13 protein-coding genes and 3 pseudogenes are annotated in these 26972 nt (G+C 61.3%); 11 read left to right on the plus strand and 5 right to left on the minus strand.

What is annotated here, in order from left to right; translation table 11 throughout:
* Positions 1-98: 98 nt before the first annotated feature.
* From AC5RUM_RS16485 to AC5RUM_RS16505, 5 genes are all read left to right on the plus strand, one after another.
* Positions 99-962, plus strand: coding sequence for a ribokinase (locus AC5RUM_RS16485; protein ID WP_494035945.1), 864 nt, complete (start codon positions 99-101; stop codon positions 960-962).
* Positions 963-2133: 1171 nt separating this feature from the next.
* On the plus strand, positions 2134-3909 hold the full coding sequence (locus tag AC5RUM_RS16490) for an McrB family protein (protein ID WP_494035946.1): 1776 nt from the start codon (positions 2134-2136) through the stop codon (positions 3907-3909).
* Positions 3910-3912: 3 nt separating this feature from the next.
* The gene (locus AC5RUM_RS16495) at positions 3913-5259 is read left to right on the plus strand and encodes a 5-methylcytosine restriction system specificity protein McrC (RefSeq protein WP_494035947.1); all 1347 of its coding nucleotides are present in this window, start codon (positions 3913-3915) and stop codon (positions 5257-5259) included.
* 181 nt (positions 5260-5440) lie between these two features.
* Positions 5441-6217 (plus strand): BglII/BstYI family type II restriction endonuclease, encoded by a 777-nt coding sequence (locus tag AC5RUM_RS16500; RefSeq protein ID WP_494035948.1) that lies wholly within the window; start codon positions 5441-5443, stop codon positions 6215-6217.
* A 12-nt stretch (positions 6218-6229) separates the two neighbouring features.
* Complete coding sequence (locus AC5RUM_RS16505) at positions 6230-6952, plus strand: MT-A70 family methyltransferase (protein WP_494035949.1); 723 nt, start codon at positions 6230-6232, stop codon at positions 6950-6952.
* A 65-nt stretch (positions 6953-7017) separates the two neighbouring features.
* Here AC5RUM_RS16505 and AC5RUM_RS16510 read toward each other — a convergent pair whose 3' ends face one another.
* The 4 genes from AC5RUM_RS16510 to AC5RUM_RS16525 form a co-directional block, all read right to left on the minus strand.
* Positions 7018-7365 (minus strand): YopX family protein, encoded by a 348-nt coding sequence (locus AC5RUM_RS16510; RefSeq protein WP_494035950.1) that lies wholly within the window; start codon positions 7363-7365, stop codon positions 7018-7020.
* A gap of 194 nt (positions 7366-7559) precedes the next feature.
* On the minus strand, positions 7560-10715 hold the full coding sequence (locus tag AC5RUM_RS16515) for a DEAD/DEAH box helicase (protein WP_494035951.1): 3156 nt from the start codon (positions 10713-10715) through the stop codon (positions 7560-7562).
* A 110-nt stretch (positions 10716-10825) separates the two neighbouring features.
* Positions 10826-16174, minus strand: coding sequence for a DEAD/DEAH box helicase (locus AC5RUM_RS16520; RefSeq protein WP_494035952.1), 5349 nt, complete (start codon positions 16172-16174; stop codon positions 10826-10828).
* The gene (locus AC5RUM_RS16525) at positions 16171-19224 is read right to left on the minus strand and encodes a hypothetical protein (protein ID WP_494035953.1); all 3054 of its coding nucleotides are present in this window, start codon (positions 19222-19224) and stop codon (positions 16171-16173) included. Before AC5RUM_RS16525 ends, AC5RUM_RS16520 begins: the two co-directional genes overlap by 4 nt.
* Before the next feature lie 612 nt (positions 19225-19836).
* Between AC5RUM_RS16525 and AC5RUM_RS16530 the strand changes: the two genes are divergently transcribed.
* Entirely contained in the window at positions 19837-21012 is a 1176-nt protein-coding gene (locus AC5RUM_RS16530) for an SIR2 family protein (RefSeq protein ID WP_494035954.1), read from the plus strand.
* 214 nt (positions 21013-21226) lie between these two features.
* Here the strand turns inward: AC5RUM_RS16530 and AC5RUM_RS16535 are convergent, their stop codons facing one another.
* Positions 21227-21907 carry an NUDIX hydrolase gene (locus AC5RUM_RS16535; protein ID WP_494035955.1) on the minus strand — a complete coding sequence of 227 codons (681 nt, stop codon included), beginning with the start codon at positions 21905-21907 and terminating at the stop codon, positions 21227-21229.
* Positions 21908-22003: 96 nt separating this feature from the next.
* On the opposite strand from AC5RUM_RS16535, the pseudogene AC5RUM_RS16540 reads away from it, so the two are divergent.
* The 5 genes and pseudogenes from AC5RUM_RS16540 to AC5RUM_RS16560 form a co-directional block, all read left to right on the plus strand.
* A pseudogene (locus AC5RUM_RS16540) lies at positions 22004-22444 on the plus strand (ARPP-1 family domain-containing protein); the annotation flags it as partial.
* 88 nt (positions 22445-22532) lie between these two features.
* Positions 22533-22967, plus strand: a pseudogene (locus tag AC5RUM_RS16545) (ARPP-1 family domain-containing protein); the annotation flags it as partial.
* Positions 22964-24475 carry an ADP-ribosylglycohydrolase family protein gene (locus AC5RUM_RS16550; protein WP_494036077.1) on the plus strand — a complete coding sequence of 504 codons (1512 nt, stop codon included), beginning with the start codon at positions 22964-22966 and terminating at the stop codon, positions 24473-24475. The pseudogene AC5RUM_RS16545 and the gene AC5RUM_RS16550, both read left to right, overlap by 4 nt.
* Before the next feature lie 69 nt (positions 24476-24544).
* Positions 24545-26221, plus strand: a complete 1677-nt coding sequence (locus AC5RUM_RS16555) for a nuclease-related domain-containing DEAD/DEAH box helicase (protein ID WP_494035956.1) — start codon at positions 24545-24547, stop codon at positions 26219-26221.
* A gap of 108 nt (positions 26222-26329) precedes the next feature.
* A pseudogene (locus tag AC5RUM_RS16560) lies at positions 26330-26854 on the plus strand (DEAD/DEAH box helicase family protein); the annotation flags it as partial.
* Positions 26855-26972 lie beyond the last annotated feature (118 nt).

Here is a 26972-nt window from a genome sequence, read left to right on the forward strand (position 1 = left end):
TGAGTTGTTATACAACCACGTATGACGCGCAAGTACAACCATGGCGTACACTATTTCCTAATTCAGCCGTCCCTGGCTCGACCTGATAGGACTTCCTTATGAGCACTCGACTTCCTGCCGTCACCGTCGTCGGCAGCATCAACCTGGACATCATCGCCACCACGGACCGGCTTCCCACCGCCGGGGAAACCGTCGGCGGCGGCGTCCTGCAGCAGCAGCCCGGCGGCAAAGGCGCCAACCAGGCCGTGGCCGCCGCACGCCTCGGCGGGAGTTCCCGGATGATCGGCGCGGTGGGCGACGATGCCCAGGGCCGCCTGATGCTGGAAGCACTTACCGCGGCCGGCGTGGACACCGCCGATGTGGCAGTGCTCGACGGCGACGCGACTGGCACCGCGCTGATCGTGGTGGACCGCGACGGCGAGAACCAGATCGTGGTGTGCCCGGGGGCGAACTCTAAGTTCTCGCTGGAGGGCGTGGAGTTCGGGCCGGACGAGACGGTGCTGTGCCAGCTCGAGGTCGGCCTGCCCGTGGTGCTGGAGGCGGCCCGGCGCTCCGCAGGGTTCTTCGTCCTGAACGCTGCGCCCGCCATGGACCTGCCGGCTGAACTGCTGGAGCGGTGCGACCTGGTGATCGTCAACGAGACCGAGTACGAGCTGATCCCGGCGCTGCCTGAAGCCAAACTTGTGGCTGTGACGTACGGGAAGGACGGGTCGGCGATGTTTGAGTACGGCCGGAAGGTGGCCGAGTCTCCCGCTGCTGCAGTGACCGTGGCGAACACGATTGGGGCGGGTGATGCCTTCTGCGCGGCGCTGGTGCTGGCGCTGCGGGTCGGGCTTGACTACTCCACGGCGCTGGCCGTGGCTAACGCCGTGGGAGCGGATGCGGTGGGCGATCCTTCGTCGCAGCCGGCGCTGGCGCCGCTGGAGGAGTACGTTGCCCGGGTGGCTGGAGCCGAGGTTTGAGGGCAGTGAATCTGGACTTCAGGTGAGCAAGTCCGGCCGATTATTTCAGAAGTCCGGAAAATTACCCGGGAAGCGTACCTCCACGCCGGACAATGTCGAACACCGGGCGGAGCACTCTGAAGTCTGGGTGGCAGAAGCCTCCGGCGCGTTGGCGGCTGCAGTGACGCTTTCACTCGCAGGCCAGCCGTACAGCGAGTCGGGATGGACGATGAGCTTGAGTTCCGGATGCTCACGGGGACCCTGCGGCTCAAGGCAACAGGATTGGGCGCGCCCTGGTTTGTCAGGTCATCGATCACGCGCAATCGTTGCCGGTCAGCAAGGCGATAAGTATTACTAGCGCGAGGTTTATGGAACGGGCAAATGTTCTCTACGATTCCCCTGGGCTTCCAGAGGGTTCCGCGTCGTGACTGGTACGTGGCCGGGGCGGATGTGCTTCTCTGAGCGTTCCGGCTGGAGCTGTAACCATTGCCTGTACCCTGCCGGCGGCTTGAGCGTGTGCGGTAGCACCGTGGCTGGTGGCGTGGGATGACCACGGGGTGGACAACAACTGGGCGGACGAGGCCTGAGAACACGGGCGCTGATTTTGTCAGCACGAAGGTCACCAAGGGTGCGCTCACGGCTGCTTTCCGGGCGCTGGACTACGTCACGACGCACGAACCCGGCAGAACAAACGCCCCTTCCAGATTCAGGACGGGGTTGCGGGAACTGGAGGTCCGCGGGTACGCACCTCCGCGAAACGCCCGGCCAGGGATTCTTGGTTGAGCGTTTTGCTGTGGCTGGCGGGGGTACGATCTGTCTCACCGGCCGCCATGCTGACCGGAGCACCTGTGCCGAGTCTCGAGGGGAAGACGGACATGTCGCGGCATGCACCAGGTGCAACCGGGCGAAGGCGCACGGTTGCACCTGGTGCCAGCCAGCGGGAAAGGCTCGAACGAGGACGGCGGGACTACATCACGTTCAACGGTGCGGCACGCGTCGGCGAACGGCTGCCGCTCCCCTACCCACAACAGACCGCTGAGGGATCAACCGACCCTTAGAACACCGCCTCAGGAGTAGCCATTCGACTCGGGCCGTGGCCCAGGAAGGCTAGCTAACTTTTAGGCTCACCGATGCTGTCGCCGCTATGGTTCAGATGACCGTATTCACAGAACTTTATAGCAGCAGGGAAACTATGACACCTATTGAACCCCTCGGAAAAGTGTCGTTGACTAAGTTCTTCAAGGTCCAAGACGTTATCAAGGCGCTTGCGGAGTTGAAGCCAGAAGTTGCTACAGCTGCCGACGTCCGGGGAAATAGCGTCCTCAATCCGCTCTGGAACGACCTGCTGACGTACGAACCCAAGCTGAAGACGGAAACAGAACCGGCCACAGGGCAAGTCCTGCTTGATGACGAGCTACTCAAATCCGCGCGTAATGGCTCGTCGGATGCTGCACTACTCGTCTGGTGTGCCCTGCTGATGGCCGATCAACGATTGGAATTGATCTGCCGTGAACTTTTGACTCGGCCCGACGGACGGTTGGACGCCGCGAAGATTGGCCGCCATGTTCTGCCGGGGCTACTCACCGAAGCGGGTTTTCCTGAAAGCGAAAAGTTCCATACGAATCTTCTCCGAAACATGGAACAATGCAAGCTATTTGTTGCGAAGGAATCCGGTAAGACGGTTCTGGGAGTTGATTATTTTTTGCCGACCTCCCATGCCGTACCGGGCCTTCTTCGATTGCTTGCGGATCGAGTGAGCTATTGGAAGCCACGGTTTACACCGGTACTTGGTGAAGGAATAGTGGATTTTGCACTGTCCTTAGGTGCGAATCATTGGCTGAATCTTTCACGCGACGAGTTCAAGAAGGCCGCGACACCGTCCGCCGAGCCACAGGATCCACTCATCAGGGGCGAGCTGCCCAGTGCCTTGACTCAGCTTTCCGCCCAATTGGGCAAAAAGGGTCAGGTTGTGCTGCAGGGACCGCCAGGCACCGGTAAAACCTACCTGGCCAAGGCATACGTTGATTGGGCAACCGGCGGAAGTCGTCGCGAAAGCAGACTCCAGAACCTCCTCAACGGCCTTCCAGAGCATGAACGCACACCGACCCGCGTGGCTGACGAAGTGCAGCGGCTCGGGCTACTTGCCGTTTGGGACATCGTTCAGTTTCACCCTTCATACGAGTACACGGACTTCGTCCGGACCCTGGCGGCCGAGCCCGTGCCTGGCGGCGTGACCTTTGTTCCACGTCACCGCGTTCTGAGCTTCATCGCCGCCCTTGGCATAGAACTCGCTAACAGGAGTTCCGCAGTCGAACTCATTCTCATACTTGACGAGGTCAATCGAGGAAACATTTCATCTATTTTCGGAGAACTTCTGTACGGGCTGGAGTATCGCGATGAACCTGTCGCTACTCCGTATTCGATCGAGGGCAACGGCTCCATTACTATCCCATCCAGCCTGCAGATCATCGGTACAATGAACACTGCCGACCGATCGATAGCCGTGATTGACTACGCCCTTCGACGTCGCTTCGTCTTCCTCGACATTCCCTCTACGCGAACGGCTCTCGTTAATCACAACGGTTACCGTGGTGCTTCTGAAAAGCAGGCCTCGCTTCTCCTCTTCGATTCTGTTAGCGGACTCCTCAAAGAGGCACCGAAGGGGGTACAGGTCGGCCCGTCCTACTTCATGCCACATACGGATGCCTCGACCGAGGACACCGGAATCCGATTTCTTGCGTCCACATTCGTGTACGAGGTATTGCCACTCTTGAGTGAATACGCGTTGGAGGGTGAGATTGACGAAACGTCATTCGACAAATTCAAGAGCATATTTCAAGTGTCGGATTGGGCGGATCAAACTAAAACTGTCGACGCTGTGTTCGCTCACCTGATGGCTTCGCGCTCCCCTTTGGAAGAGAAACTAGATCTTGGGAACGTCACTCAAGTCGATGATGAGGAGCCTTAGCCAGTGCGAACTGAAGTCCTCGAGCTTGTGGAGTACGAAGAGAGGTTCGTTCCCAATGACTTGGTTGCGCTCGTTCCCCCAAGTTTCTGGAATGAAATTGGAGTAACGATTGGCCGAACGCCTAATGAAGATCGCTGGCGCCTCCGGGCTGATTCCCTCTCCGGGGTGGCCAGGACGAAGCAACGAGATCTCGATCTAACAGTCCACGTTCGGCCCAAGCTCGGCGGCGCAGACACAATCTTCTTGGCTGAGCATGCCTACGGTCAGCGGATAGATGCTTTGCGTCGCCCAAAAGGGGAGCGCGTGGCCATTGAGAACGCATACGACAACCCTGTGGCGGCGCTGCTGATTTGGTATGTCGACTCCGTGGCTGATTTCGCAACGCGGTGGCTCCGCCGCAGTTACCGGTCCAGGAGGACAACCCTCCATGGTCAGGTACGGGGGCGGTTCCTAGTTTCACAGTACGTTTCACAGAATCTAGCTGCCGCACGAAATGCCGACGTGCCGTGTGTCATTACTGAAAGGACGGTAGATACAGCGAATAACAGAGTCTTAAAGGCCGGATTGCGAAGAGTGGCAAAGCTAGCTGAGACCTTGCCTATCCCCGCTGCTCGGCGCGCTGTTCACTCTGCAGTCAACGCTGCGCTGCCGCGATTTTCGGAGGTAACTGATATCGACATCGGACGACCCGAGCTTCGCGCGACGTCAGCGACCGGCCCGGAACGGCACTATGCGCAAATTCTTCAGACGACCCGTGACCTCCTCGGCGGCCAATATCTTGGTCAGTCAATCGGTCTCAGTCAGGTGGACGCTTTTCTCTGGAGCATGCCGACACTCTTCCAAGAGGCCCTGCGCGGAATCCTGGAAGAGTCCATGATTTTTTCCCTCGACAAAGGAAAGCGACCCTCAGCAAAAATCTACGACGGGGCGGGCAATCGCTTGAGGTCATCACGCATTGATCCAGATTTTGTCCTCAGTGGTCCAGACGGGAAGCTACTGGTCGACGCGAAGTACAAGGAATCTCTTCGCCTTTCGGAAACGTCCGATGATTTGCTGGACGTTGCGGGCAACGGACGGCCCAACCTCCGCGTGTCCCGTGGTGATATTTACCAAATGGCTGCCTACAGGCAGCAGCCAAACTGGGCGGGCGCTGATGTCGCACTCGCTTACCCCATTGTTGTCGGCGTCGACGGCGCTCTCCCGGCGCCCCTCGAGGTACGCGGCCTGGGGCATCCAATAAAATTAGTGTTCATCGATGTCGGTCCAACAGCACGAAGGAACTTGCCATATTTTCTAGAGTCGCTGCGCGATTTGCGGCAACTGGGCCCCCGTAGGGTCGGGCCAGTCTGAAGTGGGCTGAGTTCGCCGAACATTTCGGAAAAGGCGTCGAGCTTAAGGGTGCCCGAAGGTAAGCGAATCGCAGGCGATAGTGCGCCCGCATGGGGTGAAATCTAATAGGGTCACGAGCATGGACCTAACGCACTCATACCAGGATGTCTTCCCATCGCACCTACTAGACAAGTACACCTTCATGGAAACCCGCAAGGCTGCGGCCGTACTAAAGGCGAGCAACCCCGGACACTTTGATGATCTGGTGCAAGTGCTAAGCGCCTTCAAGTTGTACGATGCTGACCTCCTGATCCCGGGCGGCAACCGAGGACAGATCCCAACACGCCTCGACAAGCACTTCTACGAGCTGGGCTGGAATGCGATTCGGGTAAACACAGAGTTCAAACTCGTCGGCAAGATGAAAGCCACCTTAAACGCGAATGCCTACGACGTCGACTTCCTCGAAAGCAAAGTCGAAAACCCAGGCTTCGAGGTGGACAATATGAAGGGCCGAGTGGCCATTGATGTGGAGTGGTTCGCCAAGGATGGCAATCTTGACCGCGACCTCGCAGCTTATCGTTCACTCTATGACCTCGGTCTCATCGACGTTGCTACGCTGATCACCAGAGATCATCACAGTATCCGAGACCTCGCCGGCATTGAACTGCAAAGCCCTGAAGCCCGAGATCGGCTCAAAACAGTGACCTCAACCAACACGATTAAGCTCGAAACACGACTCACCAGGGGAGATGGCGGCGGCTGCCCCATCCTCGGTGTGGGAATCAGCGATAGAACTTGGGCGGGCCGTGGCGTTCCCCGCCCTGGTGAAGAGAAGACGACTGTGGACGCACTGTTGGAGGCGTACATGGAGGCCCGAGCCGAGAAGAAAAGGAGAAAGGGTGGGCCAGATACACTCAGCGACGAAGAGATCGACCAGGTGATCGAGTCGGTTGAAGATGGCGACGCCACCTTCGAATAGACTTGTTCGATCATGCCTAAGACTTCCCGCCCTGTTCCGCTGCGCGCTGACGTAAAGCCAACGCCGTTCACTCCACTACCGTCTATTGACGGTGGTTTCCAGACTGTTCTCGCTGATCCTCCTTGGCGATTCCAAAATCGGACAGGCAAGGTTGCCCCTGAGCACCGGCGTCTCGACCGCTACGACACCATGACTCTTGAAGACATCAAGGATCTGCCCGTCGAAGAACACATTGCCAAGAATGCCCACCTCTACCTGTGGGTACCGAACGCACTCCTCCCCGAGGGGCTTGAAGTCATGAAGGCTTGGGGGTTCCGCTACGTTAGCAACGTCATCTGGGCCAAGCGCCGCAAGGACGGTGGCCCGGACGGTCGTGGGGTCGGCTTCTATTTCCGCAATGTGACTGAAATTCTCCTCTTCGGTGTTCGCGGCTCGATGCGAACGCTTCCCCACGCTCGTAGCCAAGTCAACATGATTGAGACCCGCAAGCGCGAACACTCTCGCAAACCAGACGAGCAGTATGACTTCATCACTAACTGCTCTCCAGGGCCGTACCTAGAGATGTTCGCTCGTAACAGGCACGAAGGCTGGCATGTCTGGGGTAACGAGTCCGAAGCTGAAGAGATTCGCGGCAAGGTACACAAGGGTTATGAAGGCGGCGCTATAGAACGCCCCGTCATCTTTGACGAATCCGATGATCTGGAGCCCGAAGCCGAAGAACTTAGAGCTATTTGACGTGGCTCGAAGGTAGCTGAAATTCAAAGGAGCCGCTCCTGGGCGTGGTGGCTCCTTTGGTTTGCTCAGCCTGGTTCGAAAACGTTACCGATCACTTCGTATCGGGTGCTGTTTGACGAGAGGGGCCATTGCACTTGGGCAGGTACACCAACTAGGCCGAAGCTCCCTGAATCAAAGACCACCTCGCAGGTGGTGCCAATCCTGTTCTTCAGAATGTCACCCTCGTAAATGTCTTGGCCATTCCTGTCCTTCAGGCCGCTGCACTGGCTCACGCTTGCTGCAGCTGCGTCTTTGGTGCTGAAAGCCTTCCTGAACGCTTCAGTACCACGTGGGCCGTCGAAAAAGGACCGCAAGTTAAAGTAGGTCCACTCCTTTTTGGCCTTATCCCAAACTCTGAAGTTGATCTCTCTCACGCAGCCCTTCCAGTTGCCGTTAGATCCATGCTGCCTTGATGGCAGCGAATGTTCACTCTGTTATCCTCCCAGACCCGCTCAGCGTTCCAGTCCGCAACCGCTGCGTGGCCCGCTCAATGACGCTGATATACAGGGTCTCCGCTGCTTTGCGCCATATTCTGCCGCGGTGCCCGTCGGCCGGCCCAGGATGGCTACTACTGCGCCACCGCAGCAGCGGTCGCATAAACATCCGCCGGCATCGGGCGGTTAAGCTTCCAAGTGATCGCAATGGGCTTCTCCCCCACATGCTGGACATAGTCCACCTGGCCAAGGCAGGTGTACGGAACCGTCAAACCGGTCTCGTCGTCGGCCGTATCCCGGGTGAAGATCAGGATCTTCGAACCATGTGAAGCCCGGTCCAGGTACCGTCGTCCCGTCGGGCTTCCCGGCGAGGTCGCGTTCTGCGATTCCCAGTGGAACAGCTCCGGGCTGATGGCATAGTCCCTGTACATCGTTGTCGCCGAGTGCTTCTTGTCGTCCTTGTTGAGCGTGACGAAGAAGGCGTCAGTGGACGTGGCCGGGCACCATGCGACGCCCTCGCGGTGCTGCACGTTCTTGCCCAGCTCCAGCGATCCATACTGCAGAGCCGCCAGTACCTCTTCGCGCCGATAGGTTGCGTGCGACAATAGCGGAACATGCTGCAGCCCCGCTCCGAGCCCCTTGGCGGCATGCTTAGACGCGGCCACTCCGAGCTTAACGAGCTGGCGGATCTCGCTGCAGACAAACTGGTAGCCGCGCAGATAGTCCAGACCGGCGTCGTACGACTGGAAACCGCCACCGTCATCCCACAGCGTGTAGAACAGCATCCGCGCGAACGTCTGTTCCCGCATCCCGAGCTCCGCATAGCGGGGCGCATCGGCGCCAACCAGCATCGAATAGGCATCGGCGCGTTCCGGGTCGTCGACGTGGATGAGCGCTGCCATGCGGCCGAGGAGCTTCTTCTCGTCGGCATCCGAGAGCTCCTGAATCCTTCCGCTGAGGACCACCTCCAGCGGCGAGAACCCCTCGATCAGCCCTGCCTGTCGGAGGTAGCCGGTCCACGAGTCCCTGGTGGAACGGTAGATCGTTTTCACGTCGTTCCCCGACCGCTCCAGATAGGCCTCCAGCTCCGTCTCGGCATACGAGGCGATGTCCCGGACCAGCTGTGCCCGGTTGAACCGCAGCTGTGCCTTGATGTTGTCCAGCACCACCTTCTGCGCCACCCGGTCCAGCACGATCTGCGAACCCGACGGCAGGTACGGGAATTCGTCCTCGACAGCCTTCTCCAGCTCCTTCCGTCCGTAGCCGGTCAGCGCGCGGTAGCGCAGGTCGAAGCGGAACTCACGCCGTTGCTGGCCGATGAAGTCCATGACCGTCAGCACCGCCTTGCCCTCGGCACGGCGCAGCCCCCGGCCCAGCTGCTGAAGGAAGATCGTGGCGCTCTGCGTGGGCCGGAGCAGCAAGATGGTGTCCACCTGCGGCAGGTCCAGGCCTTCGTTGAAAAGGTCGACGGCGAAGATGCAGTTGATCTCGCGCCGGCGGAGGCGCTCAAGCGCTGCTGCGCGGTCGGCGTCGTCGGTGCTGCCGTCGACGACAACGGAGGCGATGCCGGTGCGGTTGAACACCTCGGCCATGTAGTGGGCGTGCTGGACCGAGACGCAGAAGCCGATGGCGCGCATCTGGCCAATGCTGGTGACTTTGTCGCGGAGTTCGCGGATCACTTTAGCTGCCCGGGCGTCGTTGCCGGTGTAGAGGTTGTTCAGCTGTGCGGTGTCGTAGTTGCCGCGCTTCCACTCCAATTGACTGAGGTCGACGTCGTCCGAGACGCCGAAGTAGTGGAACGGCACCAGCAGGTCAGCATCCAGTGCGTCCCAGAGCCTCAGTTCGCTGGCAGTCCTGCCGTCGAAGAACTGCTTGGCGACGTCGACGCCGTCGCCGCGTTCCGGGGTAGCTGTGAGCCCGAGGAGCTGCTGCGGCTGCAGGTGGTCCAAGAGGCGCCGGTAGGTGGGTGCCATGGCGTGGTGGAATTCATCGATGACGACGACGTCGAAGAAGTCTTGCTCCAGCTGTTCGATTCCGAGCGAGGACAGCGACTGGACGGAAGCGAAGATGTGCTTCCACTGCGTGGGTTTGTGCTCCCCGACGTAGAGCTCGCCAAAGGTACCGTCCTGCATGACGTCTCGGTAAGTGCGCATCGCCTGTTTAAGGATTTCCTGCCGGTGGGCGACGAAGAGCAGCTTCAGATCCCGGCCGGCCGCCTCGCGCAGGCCCTTGTAGTCGAGGGCCGCGATCACAGTCTTACCGGTGCCGGTGGCCGCGACCAGGAGGTTGTGGTTGAAGCCCTTGAGCCGCTCGGCTTCCAGCTCCTCGAGCATCTCCTCCTGGTGGAGGAACGGCTGGACTTCGAGCCCCGTGGCTGCATCCGGGGCAGCAGTGCGTCGGCCGCCGTTACGTTCGAGTGCTGCGTCCAGCTTTTCGCCGTCCCGTTCAGGATCGTAGCTCTGGAAGGCGCGCTGCTCCCAGTAACTGTCGAAGGTGACCTCGAACTTCTGCAGCAGTGTCGGGGTTCCGACGGAGCTGAGCCTGACGTTCCACTCGAGTCCGTCCAGGAGGGCTGCCTGGCTGAGGTTGGAGCTGCCGACGTAGGCGGTGTCGAAGCCGGAGTCCCGGCGGAAGAGCCAGGCCTTGGCGTGCAGCCGCGTGGCCTGGGTTTCGTAGTTGATCTTCACTTCTGCACCGTAACGGGTGACGAGCTCATCGATGGCGCGGCGTTCCGTGGCGCCCATGTAGGTGGTCGTGAGGACTCTTAGGCGGGCGCCGCGTTCCTTGAGTTGCTCGAGTGCTGGCTGAAGGAGTCTCAGTCCCGTCCACCTGACGAATGCGCAGAGAAGGTCAACGGTGTTGGCCGACTCGATCTCGGTCCTGAGCTCGGCTGCGAGGTTGGGCTCGTCCTTGCTGTTGGTGAGGAGGGCCGAGTCTGATAGCGGCGTGGTGGGACGCCGGAGCTGACGGCGCTTGAGGGTGTCCGGGCGGTGAAGTGACCGGAGCTGAGTGGGGCCCTCACCAATGCGGTCGTGATGCTGCACATCCTGGAGGAGTTTGTTCGCGAGTGCAACGCGGTCCGCGGGTTTGGCTGCTATGAGGGCGCGGCGAACGGCATCGGCGACGTGGCGGGAGAGGGCGTCCGGGGCGTCTTCGTCTTTTATGTCAGCGAAGTTCGGTTGGAGGTCCGGGAGCTCGTCAAGCCGCGAGACGAGGGTTTCAGTGTTGAGTAGCTCGTACAAGCCCTCGGGCAGCTGCTCTGCTGCCTGTCCCCCAATGAAATTAGTCACTGCGCCAGGCTACTAGTCATCACCGACAACCGCGCGCATTCTGTCGGCTTGCCCAGGATCCCAGCCGAGGGCAAGCCGACGAAAAAATATCGCTGGCAGAATAGTCGCTCTCAGAGAGCCGCTGTCTCGCCCTCTAACGCAGAGACGAGCACGGGGAGCGAGCGCCGATCAAACTCGAAATGATCGCTCATCGAAAGTCGGTATCCTGGAAGCTCCTGTTTCGCCTCAGCAATGGCCGTTTCTCGCTGTGCGTCTGTGCTCCCCGCGGCGCCGCGGAACCAGAGTGGATGCCCCACCACCACGCCGACCTTCTCATCCGGCATTAGCACCACCGGAACACCCAGGGATCCCGCCGCCATGACTTCGCAGCCAGGGTCGATGGACTGCGCCGCCGATTGTAGCTCCCGTGTTCGACCGAACCAACGAGGGAGATTTAGCTCGTCACCTGCAGACAAGTCAAGCATGTCCAGCGCCAGTCTCCAGTCGAGAACACCGTGGAGCCGTTGGTTGTCCCAGGATCGCAGACAATCAGGGCATGACGTAGAGCATCCGGAGTGGACATCAGCTTCGAACATGCTCCTCAAAGTCTCGCGCGTGGACCGCAGCAGTGCTTCGAAGTTTCCTGACCTGGCTATTTCCACGGCATAACCCGCACCGTTGTCCAGGCTATCGGCCAGGAAGACTCTGGCCGTCGGCTCGCCGGCAGTCGTCAGGTGCTGAAGGCCCGTCTGCATCTCTTGCGGATCGATATCCAGCTGTGCCTTCACTCCAGCGCGCATTACTTCGGCGAGCGACCAGAGGGCAGACATTCCCGCCGGCAGGACTCCGGACGCCGTGGGAAGGCCACCTGTCGGAGTCTTGAGACGTGTGAAGGCAACCGTCACAGCGTCTGTGGTCCGGATTTCGCCGATGGCGCTCTTGCCGATATCGATCCCGGTTGTGGGCATGTCCTTCCAGCCACGTGGATAGATCAACTTGTCGACGGCCACCACAGAACCGTCCCCCTGCCGCTTTAGGTCGAACAAACGCCCGCGGTTGTCGTTGTACTGCAGCAATTTGCCCTGCTCGTACAGCCGCACATCGACTCCAAGGATCTCTTCCAACGACGTCTCTTCTTGCGCGGAAACGAAGGTTGGAAGGCTTTTCCCCTGTGCTCGCGAGCCGTCGATCCGGTAGGGCCGCGGCTTGTACGTGGTCCTGAATCCCCGCGGCTCAAACATGGAAAAACGCACCACTTCTGAGCCACAGTTCTCACAAACGTCATCGACTTTCCGGTCGATGAATGTCGTTCCGCAGTCCGGGCAAGTGACAACTTCGTGGGCAGCTCCCAGGGGGTCGGCAGGCAACCATGCTTTGCCAGCCTTCTCATAGTGAGCAAACCCTGCTGCCGTGTGAACGAGTCCGTCCCTGACAACTTCGGCGCCGGGCGCGTAGTTCGTAACAGCCATCGCCAGGGGGCGGTCAGCAACAACATGGTTGTCCAGCACCCTGCTCATGACTTCGCCGTGATATAGATTGCGCACTCTCGTGGGAAATCCGAACAGGGGAAGCAGTCCACCCAGCGCCAAGACGAGACTCAATTCCTCATCGCTTCTTTCCGGCTGCACCAGGATGCGCTCGACTTCTTTGATGAGGTCAACGCGCGCCCATTGCTCGATCTGCTGGACTTGCGACTGCGTGAGCTTGGTATAGCTGCTCAGCTGCTTAACGACGTCGCCTACGTCTGAATGAGTTCTCAACCAGTCAGCAACACCGGACCGATAATCAGGCCATGAGTCTACTTTTCCGAACGACCCGTGCAGGCTGTCAGGCGTCCATTCTGGTGCTCCCGCCATCGACGAGAATGCCCTCTTCAGCAGCTCAGAGGCCGCAACTCTTTGCAGAATCCGGGGGCGGCCCAGGTCAAGGAATGGCTGTGGGGGAAGGTCGCCTGTCATGCGGTACGCGTTGTTGAAATAGTATTCGTCGTGTGCCGAGTCACGGCAGGACGTGATGGCAAACGAAAAGGCTTGCCCGGTGCGGCCGGCTCGACCGACTCTCTGCTGGTAGTTGAACCGCTGAGGCGGCATGTTGGCCATGAGAGTGGCGTTAAGGGCCCCGATGTCGACGCCGACCTCCATGGTCGTCGTGACGCTCAGCACATCGAGCTGGCACGTGCGTGGATTCTCCTTCGGCGCCGGCAGCTGAATGCCCTTGAACCAGCGCTGCCGCTTGCGTTGTTCACTAGCAGGCTTTGTCTGGGCGGTCAGCTCCGCAACCGCTATTCGCCTCAAATCCTGGCTCGCAAGCCATCCGTAGTAATCTCCACGATCGGCTGACCATGCCTGTTGGGAGAGCGACGAGGAGTCACAGCCCTTGTTGGCGCAGACGCCAGCAGAGCCGTGTAGATGAACGAAGCCGCACCGGTCGCAAATCCATGCGAAGCCGGCTGGCGGCGCGAAACGAATGTGGTTGGTCGATCCGTGTATTTTCAGAATCCAACCGTCATGGGTCAGCCCCTGATTCTTCAGCACGGCAAACACCCACGCCTCTAACGATTCGAGGCCGACGCTGTGCAGGACGGAGACCCGTTTGAGGTATTCCCTGACCGCAGTAGGTGTCTTGATTCCGTCTGCTCTTGCGGCAAACGACCCTTCGTAATTGAAATCCAAGCCCAACAAGCGGACGCAACTCGCTGCAGCCTCGCTAGCGAGCGTGTCGTCGAGGCCGGAGCCAGAACCTGAGACATCGGCTCGGATCCAAGCCAGGGCTGTCGATTCGATGTCACGCCGCCCGGAGTCAAAGACCTGCCTCGCCAACTCCTGGTCCAGCATGTTGCGGAGCTTCTCTTGAGCGCCGGCCGAGGAAACTGCGTCAGCCTTTGTCCAGAGTCCAGGTTCCGGCGGTGCATAGAACGTGTGCCACGGCTCCCGGTCAAACTTCTGGGCGAAAGGCGATGAACCGCCCGGGCTAATGCCCAACTCAACCATCTGCGTTTCGATCCGGACGCGGAGGTCGGTCCAGGCGATTGACTCGGAACCCGAGGCGTTCAGGTCCTGCAGCAATTTGTGGTCGGCAGGAGTGGCAACGCCGGCCGTATCGCGCACGACAGCCATGAGCGCCTCGGGGTTTGTCTGCATGATGTGCTGAGCCTGGGCTGCTTCTGCGGCTTTCAAACTTGACGGGTCCGAGGTGAAGCGTTGAAGAATATCCACCACGTCAGTGCCAGCTGCCTCGGTGAGCCCCTTCCGGAGCATCTGGACCAAAATGTCGCTGTATTGGCGAGTCGCTAGTGAAGCGGCTGTCCGAGCGGCAGAATCTCGGTTGTCCGTAAAGACGATAGTTCGGTAGTCCTCCGGGCGCTCGCCAAGAGTGCGAGGCAGCTGGCGGAGGTAAACCGAGGTCGTTTGGGCAGGTGATGTTGCATGGCCTTGAAGGGGGGAGGCAACCTGCCCTTGAACAAACTCAGCGGTCTGGCGGCCCTGTTGCCCGCATTGGGGACATCTGCCAGGGATGGCGGGGGTCGCCTCGGCGTCGCCCTTTCCGCTGATCTGTAGTACCCAGCCGTTGGCACCCTCGGGGGCCCCCACCTCGACGCGCCCGCTATTGTCCATCTGTGCGCGGACCCACGCGAGATCGAATGACTGGTTTGACCACTTGCTACCCGCGCCCACTGGTGACTGGCCACTGTGCTCCGGCCAGAACCATCTGTACATACCTCGGTTTCGCCGCGTGACGAGTCCCGGGGCATCGGACAGGATGCCGGCCGGCGTCGCGCTCAGACTCTCCGTCCCGTCGCTGAAAGGCAATACGTAGCCGCCGAGACTTGTGTCTCCGCACTCTCCACATAAGATGAGCTCCAGTACGCGGCTGCCACAGTCGTCGCAGACGGAGACTGGCTGGCCAAACAGCTTTCCGACGTTGCGGTGTGAGTCCCGTCGTTCAGGCGAGACCCCCGGGCAGAGGGCGCTGCTACAAGCCCACAAACCGGACAATACGCGGGCAAAAATATGGCCTCTGAGGGGCACACCCACGTGTTCGCCCCGTGCCACTGCTTGCAGGACCGCTTGAAGCGCCGTCAGGTCGCGATCATCGCTGCCGAACAACCGTTGTGAAACAGTCTGAAGGAACTGAGCCCTGTACCTGCCTTCGTCGTCGACGAAGCAGGCCGCCGCAATAGCTTCAGATAGTTCTGCAGACCGAAGTTCAAGTGTCCCCGCCGCGTGTTCTGCCAGCACTTGCTCCCGGCTAATCGGAAGCGGACTCGAAATCGCGCGGGGCTGCCCAGCGGTGATGACGAAGCTGTCCTTTGATACTCCGAAAAATTCTTCCAGGAAGTTCAAGCCTTGCTCGTCTGGATTGAGCGACGCGCTCGCGGCGATGATGCGTAGTTGGGGACTGTCGGGCTCGAGGCCCAGCCTGTTCAGGAGGCGGCGCAAGAGGAGCGCAATTTCGCTGCCTGCCGAACCTCTATACGAGTGGAGTTCGTCGACTGCCAGGGTGAAAACGTGATCAGGAGATTGAGCCAGCCATTCACGGGTCTGCCGGAAGAGGGGTGCTTCGAAGTCCCGCATTAGGATCGCGTTGATCATAGCGAAGTTAGAAACCATTACGTCCGGCGGGTCCTGAACCATATCCCAACGGGTCACCATCTCGTGAACACGTGGGTCCGTGAACAGGGAGAGATCGCTCTCTTCTACAGTCCCGCCAGACACGAGGTCCTCGTACTCCTCCGCCATTTCCCGAAGTTCTTGGATAACCCGCGAAACGGCACCCGATTTCGCGGAAGGGGTCGGGAGCACGTTTGTTCCGGGTGTTGCGCCCGTGTACCGGCCAAACCAGAGCCTCGCCTCAGGTCGCTTCTCGGAAATCCTCCGGAAGGCTAGACGAAGGCGCGTAAGTTGGTCTTCCACCAACGCATTCGTCGGGTACAAGATCATCGCTCGGACCGCAGCCTTGCGCGTCTCATTCTTTCGCATCGGGCTGAATGTGTCCCCAGTCCACCACGCATTGACCGGTCCAGGCTTGGTCCAGCCCTCTGATTCCTCCACCAGCCGTAGCAGGACAGGCATCAGGATCGCTTCGGTCTTGCCGGAGCCGGTACCCGATGTAACGACGACGTTTCTCTTGCCCGGCTCGCCGACCCCCTTATTCGTCAGGATGCTCGTCGCTTGGTGTCGGCGGATTCCCATTCGCTCGCCGGGCTTCAGGTACTGGCGAAGGAACGCGTCCCCAACCGTACTTGCAACCGATTCCGAGTAGCCTGCTGCCGCGGCTGTGCCCACAAGATCGTCGGTCGCCGGATAAGGGACGACAGGTTCGATAAGGGGCTCCTGGAAGACTTGTTTTGGCGCACCGAGGAGATCGTCCCTGTCCGCGGCGAGTCCCGGGGATCGGAGGCGATAATTTGTCGAAAAATACCGTGAAAAGGCCTCTTTGAGGTCGTTGCTTATGCTGACGGGAGTGGGGTACTGGGTCATGAAGTTAGCTTTCCAATAATCGCTTCAGCAGCGGCGGGAGGAACATTGAAGTATGTGGATGAGCGGTTCAGCCGTTGAATTTCGGGCAGGCCGCCATCGCCCATGACTGCTGCCCGTCCGTACATGCCTGGGAGTTCTGCACCGACTGGCACCCACAAGGTGGCTTCCACTGGGTCATAAGCAATGATGGGGCGGTTTGCCTCCAGCGCGGCAAGGTGCTTTCCCAGCTCCACGGTTACCAAAGCTGCCACCCCGTCGGCGACGTCCTGGGCGCTGCGGAAGTAGTATCGGGAACTGAAGCTCTGAGACACCCGGTAAAGTCCCGGCAGTTGCGCGGTCTCGATTGCAGTCCAAGAGGCGGACTGCGTGTTGAAGTACTCGTACGACTCTGTGAAGGGCATGTTGCAGCGATGCAGCCCTTCACCCACCGCGGACAATGGTGGCAGCGCACTGGCGAGCGCGATGGAAGCGTTCGGGACCAGGTCGACACCAAAAGCCTGGGCGATCGAGGCGATCTTGTCGTTTGGGATGTCGGCGATCACGTGCACTGACTGGCGTTCAGGGGCATTGACTGAAATGGTGGCACCTGCCGCCTCTAGCGCTTCAAGGACTTCACCTTTGAGTTGCCTATTCCAGTACCCAGTCAGCACCCAGGACCCGTCGGCTAACTGACCGAAACATGTTGCTGCGGACTCCCAGCGAACGACCTCAAGGTCAGCGTTCCGCTCTAGCTCGATAATGCCTAACGATTCCAAGTCGCGAAGCAGCTGGTTCTCAAAGATTGCGCTGTCTTCGAGCTGTCTCGCGAGAGTGGAAAATTCGCGACGAGATCCAGCGCCGAGGAAGAATAGGGCATCAATGAGTGCGCTCCAGCTGGGGCCAATTGGAGAAAGCTCAGGCAACGTATTTCTTGTGCGCCGGGCTGTGACTTCGGCGGAGGATGCGGATTTCCGTACCCAGGTAGGTTGTCGTTTACTCATACCGCATTGCGTGCAGACTCCGTACATCCAACTCGACTTCGGACGCTTTCCGTCAAAGGTCGGAAACTCGAAGCGATGGCGTCCAGTCACTATGCAGGAGTTCTCCGGAGGCCCCGCCACGACTAGCAGCTTCCCACGTGGACGCATTTGGCCGCTGCCAGCCCAATTGGGGCGGGGCTCCACTCTGCGACGGGAGTGTGGCACCGGTGGTGCCGATAACGCCAGACCATCGAGACCAGGGACCGCTGCATCGTCACTGGGAAGGCATTGCATCGGCCAAAGAGGATCCTCCAGATCGTGACACAGCGACCTGAAGCGCGAGACGATGTCAGGGACTGGCTCCATTGAGCTCCTGAGTTTGACAGCCAAGTTCTGGAGCGTGGTTTTCCCTCGCCGAAGGGACAAAGTAAAGTCCGTACAATTTTGTGGAAGGTCATCCAGATCGACTACTGCGGGAACTGTCAGCCGGCGGTGTACAAAATGCTCCTCAGCTTGGAGTGTCTCCTCGTTTCGAGTCAGCAACAGCAGATCCACGGGTTCGTCAGTCTCTGAGGCGATCATGACTTGGATCGGGCTGAGGGAACTCCAACGAGGCATATGCCCCGGGAGCTTCAGTCCGCCTGTGATCGTCATTTGTGTCGAAAGCCGCGGTTGAAATGCTGAGAGATCAGCAGCTGTCACCAGCGCGGACGCGGGTGGGCGTAAGAGAACTACGTCCTTATATACGGCCCAGCCCTGGGGGACACCGCCCGTCCCGCCAGGAATCCTTGAATATCCTGGCTGGGCAGCGTCGGCTAGGATCTTCTCCACCGCCGACGCCAGATGAGGTTCATCTTTGACCAAAACGCGCGACTGTGCTGCCGCATTTATGCGATCGGATTCGATGTAGCCGGCGGAGAATGCGTCACGCGTTAGGATGACCACATTTTTCGGGAAGCGACGCCGTTCGGTCCCTGCGCCCACGACGACCCGTAGATCACCGGCAATAGCGGATCCTGCGTCGACGCCGACAGCACGAAAATCAAATCCGGCCGAACCGACTCCTAGAGCCTCCAAACTGAACTCCTTCGCCACGCCCTGGAGCCCGTCGATGCGGCATGTTTCGCCGGGCGACGCGGCGGCGAGAGTCAATCCAAACCTCATTTCAGACCGAAGCATGACACGCCCGTCCCTGAGCGTCAGAAGACACCGCCCGGGCCCCGTCCCCCCCTTCCCTTCTGCGGACGACACTGCACCTTCCCACGTGGCGAATTCGGCAAGCGCAATTTCAACGATGCGGCTCTTCAGCTCGGATGAAGCCCACATCTTGACAAGGGCTTTGTTAGCCGACGTCCGGGCCGAGTTGATCCAAACATCAATAGCGCCGTACATGTCGGTGTGGGAGACTGTCTGACCCGCGACGAAACCCTGCTCCTCGAACATTTTCTTCAAGTTTCGGCGCTCGCGGGCTCGAACCAACGCCTGCGAAATCGGCAGCCCAACATATCGATGCATCAGCGCGTAGGCGCTCGGCATACCCCTGTGACCGTCTTGGTCTTCGAGCCAAAGGCTCAGAGATTCCCAGTAAGCCTCACTGGATTTCATGAAGGACGTCCGGAACCTTCCCGACTCGGCGCGAGGTACAGCCAAGAGTCCCTCTAGGTTTGAGTAGTATCCAGATTCCACAGCCCCCGTATCACTGTTGGCGCCACCGATGCGTTCTGCAGCCAGCGAAAATAGAGTCAAGAGGGCTATGTGCGGCGGTGGCGGGACCTCGACGGAATTTTCCAGCGCCTTTCGTCTCCTGGACAGCCACAAGGTTGTTACACGGTCGAACTCAGCAAAAGCCGCCCGGCCTGATTCCTTCCACCAAAGCCTCGACCGGACGGCATTCGCCAACGAATCGTCTGCATCGTCGACGTTCACTCCGATGTCCTCACAGGCTTTGGCAAAGGCGTCATCGTCCTTGTCCAAGTAGACGAGCTCCCCCGCCCTATCATCATCGAAGAATCTGTGCGCCAAGGCCGTGTTCCAGGCCTCGTAGTCCGCGCCAGCTACCGTTGCGACGTCACTTGCCGCTAGTTCAACCATTCCCTCGCGCCCCCACCTACAACATATCTCGTAAACGAAAGGTTAGTTAGGACCTCTGACATTTATCGTTAGGACGCGCACACTGGACGATGACAAAGACCCACCGTTGCTCCTGCTCCCACTGATAGGAGTCATCAGCTGCTCCCACGCGCTTTGCCAGGGCACAAGCAGCTGATATACCGTCCCAATGACCAAAGGCCACGTTTTTGTCACCATGGGCGACTTACTCAACTTCAAGTCCGATGCTTGGCTGCTGCCTGTCGACCGCCGCGCTTCGCCTGGTGATCACTGGAAGAGGCGTTGCCCGGGCTTGAGGATGCCTTCGCAGCCCACAATCTTCAGTCGATAAGAGAAGAATCGGTTTTCGCGCTTCCGCTTCATATCTGGAATCGTGATTCATCCATTCCCGTCCTCACAACGGTTCCGATGACGGGCGTCACCGACGCAGAGCAGCTCCTTCCCCGTTTCCGTTCATTTCTGGAAGTCGCGACCTCTGTCACCACTGAGCGTCGTAAGTCAACCGCTGAAACGACGGTCCCCCCTGTGTTGGCAGTGCCATTTTTTGGTACCGGCCGAGGCGGTGGAAATACCTACCGAGGCGAGATTCTACGGGTGCTGCTCAAGGAGGCTTACCGCCACACAGGCGAGGCTGGCGTGGACGTCGTCTTTGTCTTTCAGGATGCTGCCGCCTTCGCTCTCGCGCAACAGCAGCGACGGGAATGCAGTGATGCGTGGTCCGCCCTTACGCCATCCCTCCTGACCCAGGCCAAAGACTTGGCTAAGGTTGCACGGGACGGCAGATTGGTTCCATTCATGGGCGCCGGCGTCAGTATCAGCGCGGGGGCTCCAAATTGGAGCCAGCTCTTGCAGAGGCTCGCCGGTGCAGCGGGTCTCGAATCATCTGAGCAAGCTGCACTCATCAAACTCAGCAATTTGGATCAGGCCGACGTCCTTCGATCGTTCTTCTCAGACAAATTTCCCCGTGACAGCGCCGCCAGGTTTGGCCAGGCGGTAGCCGGCTCCGTGGATGTAAAAAAATACGGTCTGGCTCCGAGTCTTCTCGCCTGTCTTCCATCCAACGGAGCGATCACTCTCAATTACGACACCCTCTTCGAGACGGCTTCTAAGGACGCAGGAAGTCCTCGCACAGTTATTCCCGGCGATCAGCCGGACGATCGGACGGCCGCAAGCCAGAAATGGCTCCTGAAACTCCATGGGTCGGTCGATAAGCCTGAGACCATTGTCCTAACTAGGGATGACTACCTCGGCTACAGCGCCACGCGGGAGGCGCTCTCGGCCTTGGTGAAGGCTCATCTCATTACTCATCATTTGCTCTTCGTGGGCTTCGGACTCGCGGATGACCACTTCCACGAGATCGTTCATGATGTTCGCCGGGCTTTACCAGCCAAGAAGGGAGGAAAACCATTTGGATCAGCCCTCATGCTGGAGAGTGACGCGATGCAAGAGAGGCTCTGGGGAAACCACCTAAATCTGATTGACATGAAGAATCCAGATTCTCTGGAATCCGGCACCGCTGCAGCAGCAAGACGGCTCGAGATCTTCCTTGACGCACTCGTTGCCCATGCTTCAGACAGCCACTCGTTCCTTATGGCCCCGCACTATGGGAAGGGCCTCACCGACGAGGAGGTGAGGCTGAGAGATGCGTTACTTGAGGTCGCCAGGGTGTCTTCTACAGGCAGCGCAGGCAGCGCCACGCGAGTCGTCCACCGGGTGCTTCGGGAGCTTGGCTGGGACGGCACAACTCCGAATACGAAGACACAAGAGTAGGGAGCCCGGTTGTTGCCCGCTTCACCCACCGACGCGGACATCAGCAAGGGATTCCACGAAATAATCCCACCCATCGGTCGTGCTCGTGGTGAAGTCGGTCGATACCTCGCACAACTGCCATCTTGAGCTGGCGGCTCGGTTGGATCCGGAGAAGTGCCGACCTGGCCACCAAGGTATGGTGCCCGGAGCCTTCTCGGTGTCGACAACGCTGGCGCTAGGGCTTACTCAGCGCTCCAGCCCGCCTCCACAGCCGGGACGGCCTCCCCCGCGTCCCGTCCGACATCTGCCCCGTCCCGGCCAGCTGTGGCTCCATGAAACGCCGGAACGTATCCCGCATCAGCCTGCGACCGGCCACTATCTCATGCAGATCCCGCAGCTCCTTGAGCGTGAACGGCTCTTCCAGTAGCGCCCCTGGATCCGGCGCCTCAGCGTAAGCGGCCCGCAGCCACTCCACCGCCTTCGCCACCATCTCCGCGTGCCCGTACAGCAGCCCCGCGATCAGCTCCGGCTCCCCAGTCACGGAAGCCAGCCGGACGCCGTCGGACTTCACCGCTTCCTCCAGTGCCGCCACGGGCACCACATCCACGTGTGCTACGGACAGCACCCAGCCCCGGTCGTCCCTCGCCGGGTCGTCGAAGACGTGCAGCTGCCGGGGTACCCGCCCCGAGATTCCGGCCTTCTCGCGCAGGGACCGCAGCACCGCATCGGGCAGCCGCTCACGCTCGCGCAGGAAGCTGCCGGGCAGCGCCCACTTGCCGTGCTGGTGGTCCTCGCCGCGCCGCACCAGGAGCACACAAAGACTGCCGTCAGCGACGGTCAGCACCGCGGTGTCCACCGCCACCGACGGCCGCGGGTACTTCAGCAGGGAAGCATGGGAAGAATCTTTCGGAACCATCACAGAACTATTTATCTCAGTATTGCGCTAAAGATTCAAGCGGTGCATACTTGAGTCAATTAGCTCAGATATGAGCTAAAGATTCTGGAGGTCATCATGAAGATTCAACAGCTGCACGTCGGGGCCGGCACCAAGCTCGGGCCGCTCAGCATCTTTCCCGTGTGGACGGCGGGCGCCGGCGGGCTCGGCATCAGCACGGGCACCCACGCCGACGTCGCCGTCACCGAGCTGGCCGGCGGCCCGCAGGTTCCCCGTCTCACCGTCACCAACAACGGACCGCGCCCGGCCCTCCTGCTCGAAGGCGAGCTGCTCGAGGGCGGCCAACAGCACCGGACCTGCGCCAGGGACGTTCTCCTCGGCCCGGGCGAAACGCGCGACATCGACACGTACTGCGTGGAGGCCGGCCGCTGGGAAGGCACGCCTAGCCACCGCCGGCAGGCTCGCCGCGCCCCGCTGAACGTCTGGGCAGAGCTCGCCACCGGTCCGGCAGATCCGCGGGGCGCCGACCGCCAGGGCCGTATCTGGAACCGGGTCAGCCGGTTCGACGCGGCCCGGGGCCGGTCCGTGACCAGCTCGCTGCTGGAGCACATGGACCGCTTCAAAGGCGGAACCCCGGGACAAGACCCGTTTCGACGCCTCCGACGCCCCGGCCCCGATCGAGGGCCAGCGCGGCGTGGTGATCGGGCTCGGCACGCAGCCGCTCCTGCTCGAGGTCTTCGGCACACACACGCTGTTCCGCCGGCACTACGGCCAGCTGGTCGAATCCGCACTGCTCGACCTGGAGCTCCTTCCCCCGCACGTGATGGCCTCGGGGCCGATGCCCGGCCAGCGTGCACGGGACTTCGCCGCCGCGGTCCAGGCCCTGGAGTTCGGACCGTTCGACGGCGGCCTGCCCACGCTGGAGGTCCGGGACCACGGCGCGCTCCGCAGCCGCAACGTCACCCGCGCCGCGGGACACGTCGCGGCGGCGGGCATCGCCGTCGCACTCCCCCGCCGCGAAGCCGAGCTGGCCCACCTGACCGGCTGGAACACCAAACACCCCCTGATGGAGATCGCATGAAACTCAGCTCATTGCAGAAGGACCGCGCCGCCGGCGTCCTCGTCACCCTCGCTGCGGGAGACGCCCTCGGCGCCGGCTACGAATTCGGCGCGCCGCTTCCCGACGGCACCCCGGTGAGCATGAAGGGCGGCGGCCCGTTCGGCTTCGCCCCAGCCGAGTGGACCGACGACACGTCCATGGCCATCGCGATCGCCGGGGCCTTCCTCGACTCCCTCCCAGCACCCGGTTCCCCTTCCGCGCTCGACGGGACCGTCCGGGCCTGGACGGCGTGGGCCGCGGACGCCAAAGACGTGGGGGCGCAGACCAGCGCCGTCATCGCCGCGGCCCGTCGGACAGCCACTGCGGCGGGCCGGAGCGACGTGGACGCCGCGGACTTCCGCGCTGCTGCCGGCGCGTTCCATGCCCGCACCGGCCGGAGCGCCGGCAACGGCTCGCTCATGCGCACCGCTCCCCTGGCGCTGGCCTATCTGGACCGCAGCCCCGAGGAGCTCATGGCCCAGGCCTTGGCCGTCAGCGCCCTGACCCACGCCGACCCCGACGCGCAGGAGGCCTGCGGGTTGTGGTGCGTCGCCATCCGGCAGGCGGTACTCACCGGCGAACTGGATGTCCGGTCCGGGCTTGCTTTGCTGCCCCCGGGGCGTGCGTCCGTCTGGCTGGAGCGGATCGAGGTGGCAGAGCGATCCCGGCCACGGGACTTCGCCCGCAACGGCTGGGTGGTGGAGGCGTTCCAGGGGGCGTGGAGCGCTATCCACTCCACATCCGGTTCCGCGGCTGGTCCTGCCCATCTCCGGACCGCTCTGGAGGAAGCCGTGCGCGGCGGCCGCGACACGGACACCGTCGCCGCGATCGCGGGCGGCCTGCTCGGCGCCGCCTACGGCTACTCCGCCGTGCCGTTCGAGTGGCGCCGGCACTTGCATGGCTGGCCGGGGCTGCGTGGCCGCGACCTGATGATGCTGGGCATGGAGCTGGCCGCGGGTAGCGGCCGTCTCGTGAGTGAGTGGCCGCGGGCGGTCACGCAGGACTACAGCAGAGAAGGACGCACCGATGCGCTGGTCCGGCACCCGCACGACGACGGCGTCTGGTTGGGTGGCGTCGACTCGGTCGCCCGCGTGGGTGAGTTGGGCATCAACGCTGTGGTCTCGTTGTGCCGACTGGGCACGGAGGATGTTTTCGGCGTCGCCGCAGCGGACCACGTGACTTTCTGGGTAATTGATTCCTTTGATGCCGGGGACAACGCCCATCCAGAGTTCGTGCTCCGGGAGGCGGCGACCGCCGTCGAACGCTACCGGGCGGAAGGCAAGACGGTGCTGCTGCACTGCGTCCGGGCCGAGTCACGGACGCCGACCGTGGCGGCGCTGTACGGCGCGAAGGTTGCCGGTGTCTCCCCGCTGCGAGCGCTGAAAGACGTGCGGCGCGTGCTGCCGGGGGCACAGCCCAATTCCTTGTTCATGGATTTGCTCGCAGTTGCCGACGCCCAGGCAGAACGCACCGGTTTGAAGCCGTCGTAAAACCGGCGGGCAACCTAAGATGTTCACAAATGCGCGGCATGGCCGCCGTCACAGGGCATGGGGGCAGCAGTGAGATGTATTCCGGAGAAACCCGAGTTCGGCGACGGCCAACTGGCCGAGAAAGCCGTGTGGGAAGCGCTAAGGAGCAGCCTGCCGGATGACTGCGTGCTGGCCCATTCCGTACAGGTCCGGGATGGCCGACGCGAGCATGAGATCGACCTGCTGGTGCTGTGGCCGGGCGTCGGCATGGCCGCGATCGAAGTCAAAGGCGGTAAGGTCGGCGTCGAGAACGGGCAGTGGTACCAGTCCGACAGGGCCGGCAAGCACCACATCAAGAGCCCGGTCGCGCAGTCCCAGGGTTCGATGCACGCCTTCAAGACCTGGCTCGAGGACCGACTCGGCTCCCGGCTCAGCAGCCGCTTCGCTTATCTGGTCAGTCTTCCCTACACGGATGTCCGACGGGACTGGACGATGGCCGGATGCCCCCGCTCGCTGATACTCGACCAAACGGACATGCGGTCTCCAGCCCAGTTGATCAGGTATGCCATCGAGCACGAAGGTGGCGGGGCCACGACCCTGGCGCCGGCGTTCCTGGAGCGCATCCTCCCCCACCTCTGTGGGGACCTAAATACGCGGTCCGAGGGGTCGCTGGATCCGCGGGAAGCCGAGGACGCACAGGATCACCTCACGGAGCGCCAGGCCATCCTCTTGCAGGCAACCAGGTCGCTTAAGCGGGTGAGGTTCACCGGCGGTGCGGGCAGCGGCAAGACCTGGCTCGCCGTGGAGAAGGCCCGGCTGCTGTGCCGGGAAGGCAAGCGGGTGGGGCTCTTCTGCTACAACAAGGGCCTCGGCCAATACCTGGAGCAGCAGGTATCCGGCTGGCGGCAGAACAAGCCCGTTTTTACCGGCGAATTCCACGAGTACGTGCGCGGGCTGGGCGTCCGGGATGGTTCCGACTTGCAATACTTCGAGGAGGAAATGCCACGCCTCCTCAAGGACCTTGCGGCCGGCATGGACCCGCACGACCGGCTGGACGCCGTCGTCGTCGATGAAGCGCAAGACTTTGCGCCGCTGTGGTGGGAATCGCTGTTGGCGTGCACCACAAGTCCCGACAGCGGAGAGGTGTACGCGTTCATGGACGACCGCCAGGACGTCTACCGGCGGTGGGGCGGAGCGGCTTCCGGCACTAACCATCCGACGGCGGATCTGGTGCCGATCCACATCGACGAAAACCTGCGGAACACCCGGAAGATCGCCGAGACATTCAAGTCCTTCGCCGGCGAGCACTTCACCCCGCGCGGCGGCACCGGCCTGCCCGTCCGCAGGGTTGAATGCGCAACCGATGACGCGCTCGATGCTGCCGACAATTGTGTCGAGTCGCTCATGGATGAAGGCTGGGCCAACAACCAGATAGCTCTCCTCACCACCCACTCGCGGCATCCGGCGCACCTGGAGCACGTCAATGCCGGCACCATCGCCGAGTACTGGCTCGACTTCCACGCGAACAACGACGTGTTCTATGGCCACGTGCTGGGCTTCAAGGGCCTGGAGCGCTCTGTCGTGGTGCTGTGCGTCAACGGCTTCAAGGACATGGAACGCGCGGCGGAACAGCTGTACGTCGGGTTGTCCCGGGCGCGGAGCCTGCTGGTGGTGGTTGGCGACAGCGCGCTGCTGGAGGAGGCCGGCGGTCGGGAGCTGAAGATGGCGCTGTCGAAGGCGGAGGCGTGGCAGCCTCCGCCTGCCTAACGTCCCCGGGGCTTGCAAGAAGAGCACGACGGCGGGCTGCTCAGTTTTTGTCAGACCTGCACCTTAGCCTTCTTCCACTAGGTTCCAAACCATCCAATGGGGGATGAAATGCCAGAACTTGCCGACTACCCGTCCATTCCGGTGACGACGCTGCCGAGGGCTCCCGAAACGCTTGCTGCCCTGTCTGTTCCGACCGAGTACGACTACGCATTTCTTTATGCCTGGCAGCAGGAGGCGCTGAAGGCGTGGCACGCAAATGCCCGGCGCGGAGTGATCGAGGCTGTGACCGGCGCCGGTAAGACGCGCGTTGGGATCGCTGCCGCCTTCGAAGCAGTCAGGCAGGGCATCAAGGTCCTTATCCTCGTGCCGACCGCAGAGCTCCAGGGACAATGGCTTTCCTCCCTTCAGCACGACCTGCCCAAGGCGCGGCGCGGGTCACTCGGCAACGGCCGCTCGGACTCCCTTGACCATGTCGACATCCTCGTGGCGATTGTGCACTCGGCATCCAACCGGGAGACTCTGCGCAGCCACAAGGCCGGGCTGATTATCGCCGACGAGTGCCACCGCTATGCCGCGCCGATGTTTACCGGCTCGCTCCAGGAAGGCTACTCTTGGCGGCTTGGGCTGACGGCCACCTACGAGCGGTCCGACGGCGGGCATGAAGACCTGCTGACGCCGTATTTCGGCGGGGTCGTCTATAGCCTCTGGTACGACAGGGCACTGCGGGACGAGGTTATTGCTCCCTTCGATA

Source organism: Arthrobacter sp. B2060 (genome assembly GCF_059090445.1).

Excerpts from the sequence above, each read along its gene's own strand:
- AC5RUM_RS16485 (WP_494035945.1), top strand. The coding sequence starts at position 99 with ATGAGCACTCGACTTCCTGCCGTCACCGTCGTCGGCAGCATCAACCTG.
- AC5RUM_RS16490 (WP_494035946.1), top strand. The coding sequence starts at position 2,134 with ATGACACCTATTGAACCCCTCGGAAAAGTGTCGTTGACTAAGTTCTTC.
- AC5RUM_RS16500 (WP_494035948.1), top strand. The coding sequence starts at position 5,441 with ATGGAAACCCGCAAGGCTGCGGCCGTACTAAAGGCGAGCAACCCCGGA.
- AC5RUM_RS16505 (WP_494035949.1), top strand. The coding sequence starts at position 6,230 with ATGCCTAAGACTTCCCGCCCTGTTCCGCTGCGCGCTGACGTAAAGCCA.
- AC5RUM_RS16520 (WP_494035952.1), bottom strand. The coding sequence starts at position 16,174 with ATGACCCAGTACCCCACTCCCGTCAGCATAAGCAACGACCTCAAAGAG.
- AC5RUM_RS16525 (WP_494035953.1), bottom strand. The coding sequence starts at position 19,224 with ATGGTTGAACTAGCGGCAAGTGACGTCGCAACGGTAGCTGGCGCGGAC.
- AC5RUM_RS16535 (WP_494035955.1), bottom strand. The coding sequence starts at position 21,907 with ATGGTTCCGAAAGATTCTTCCCATGCTTCCCTGCTGAAGTACCCGCGG.
- AC5RUM_RS16550 (WP_494036077.1), top strand. The coding sequence starts at position 22,964 with ATGAAACTCAGCTCATTGCAGAAGGACCGCGCCGCCGGCGTCCTCGTC.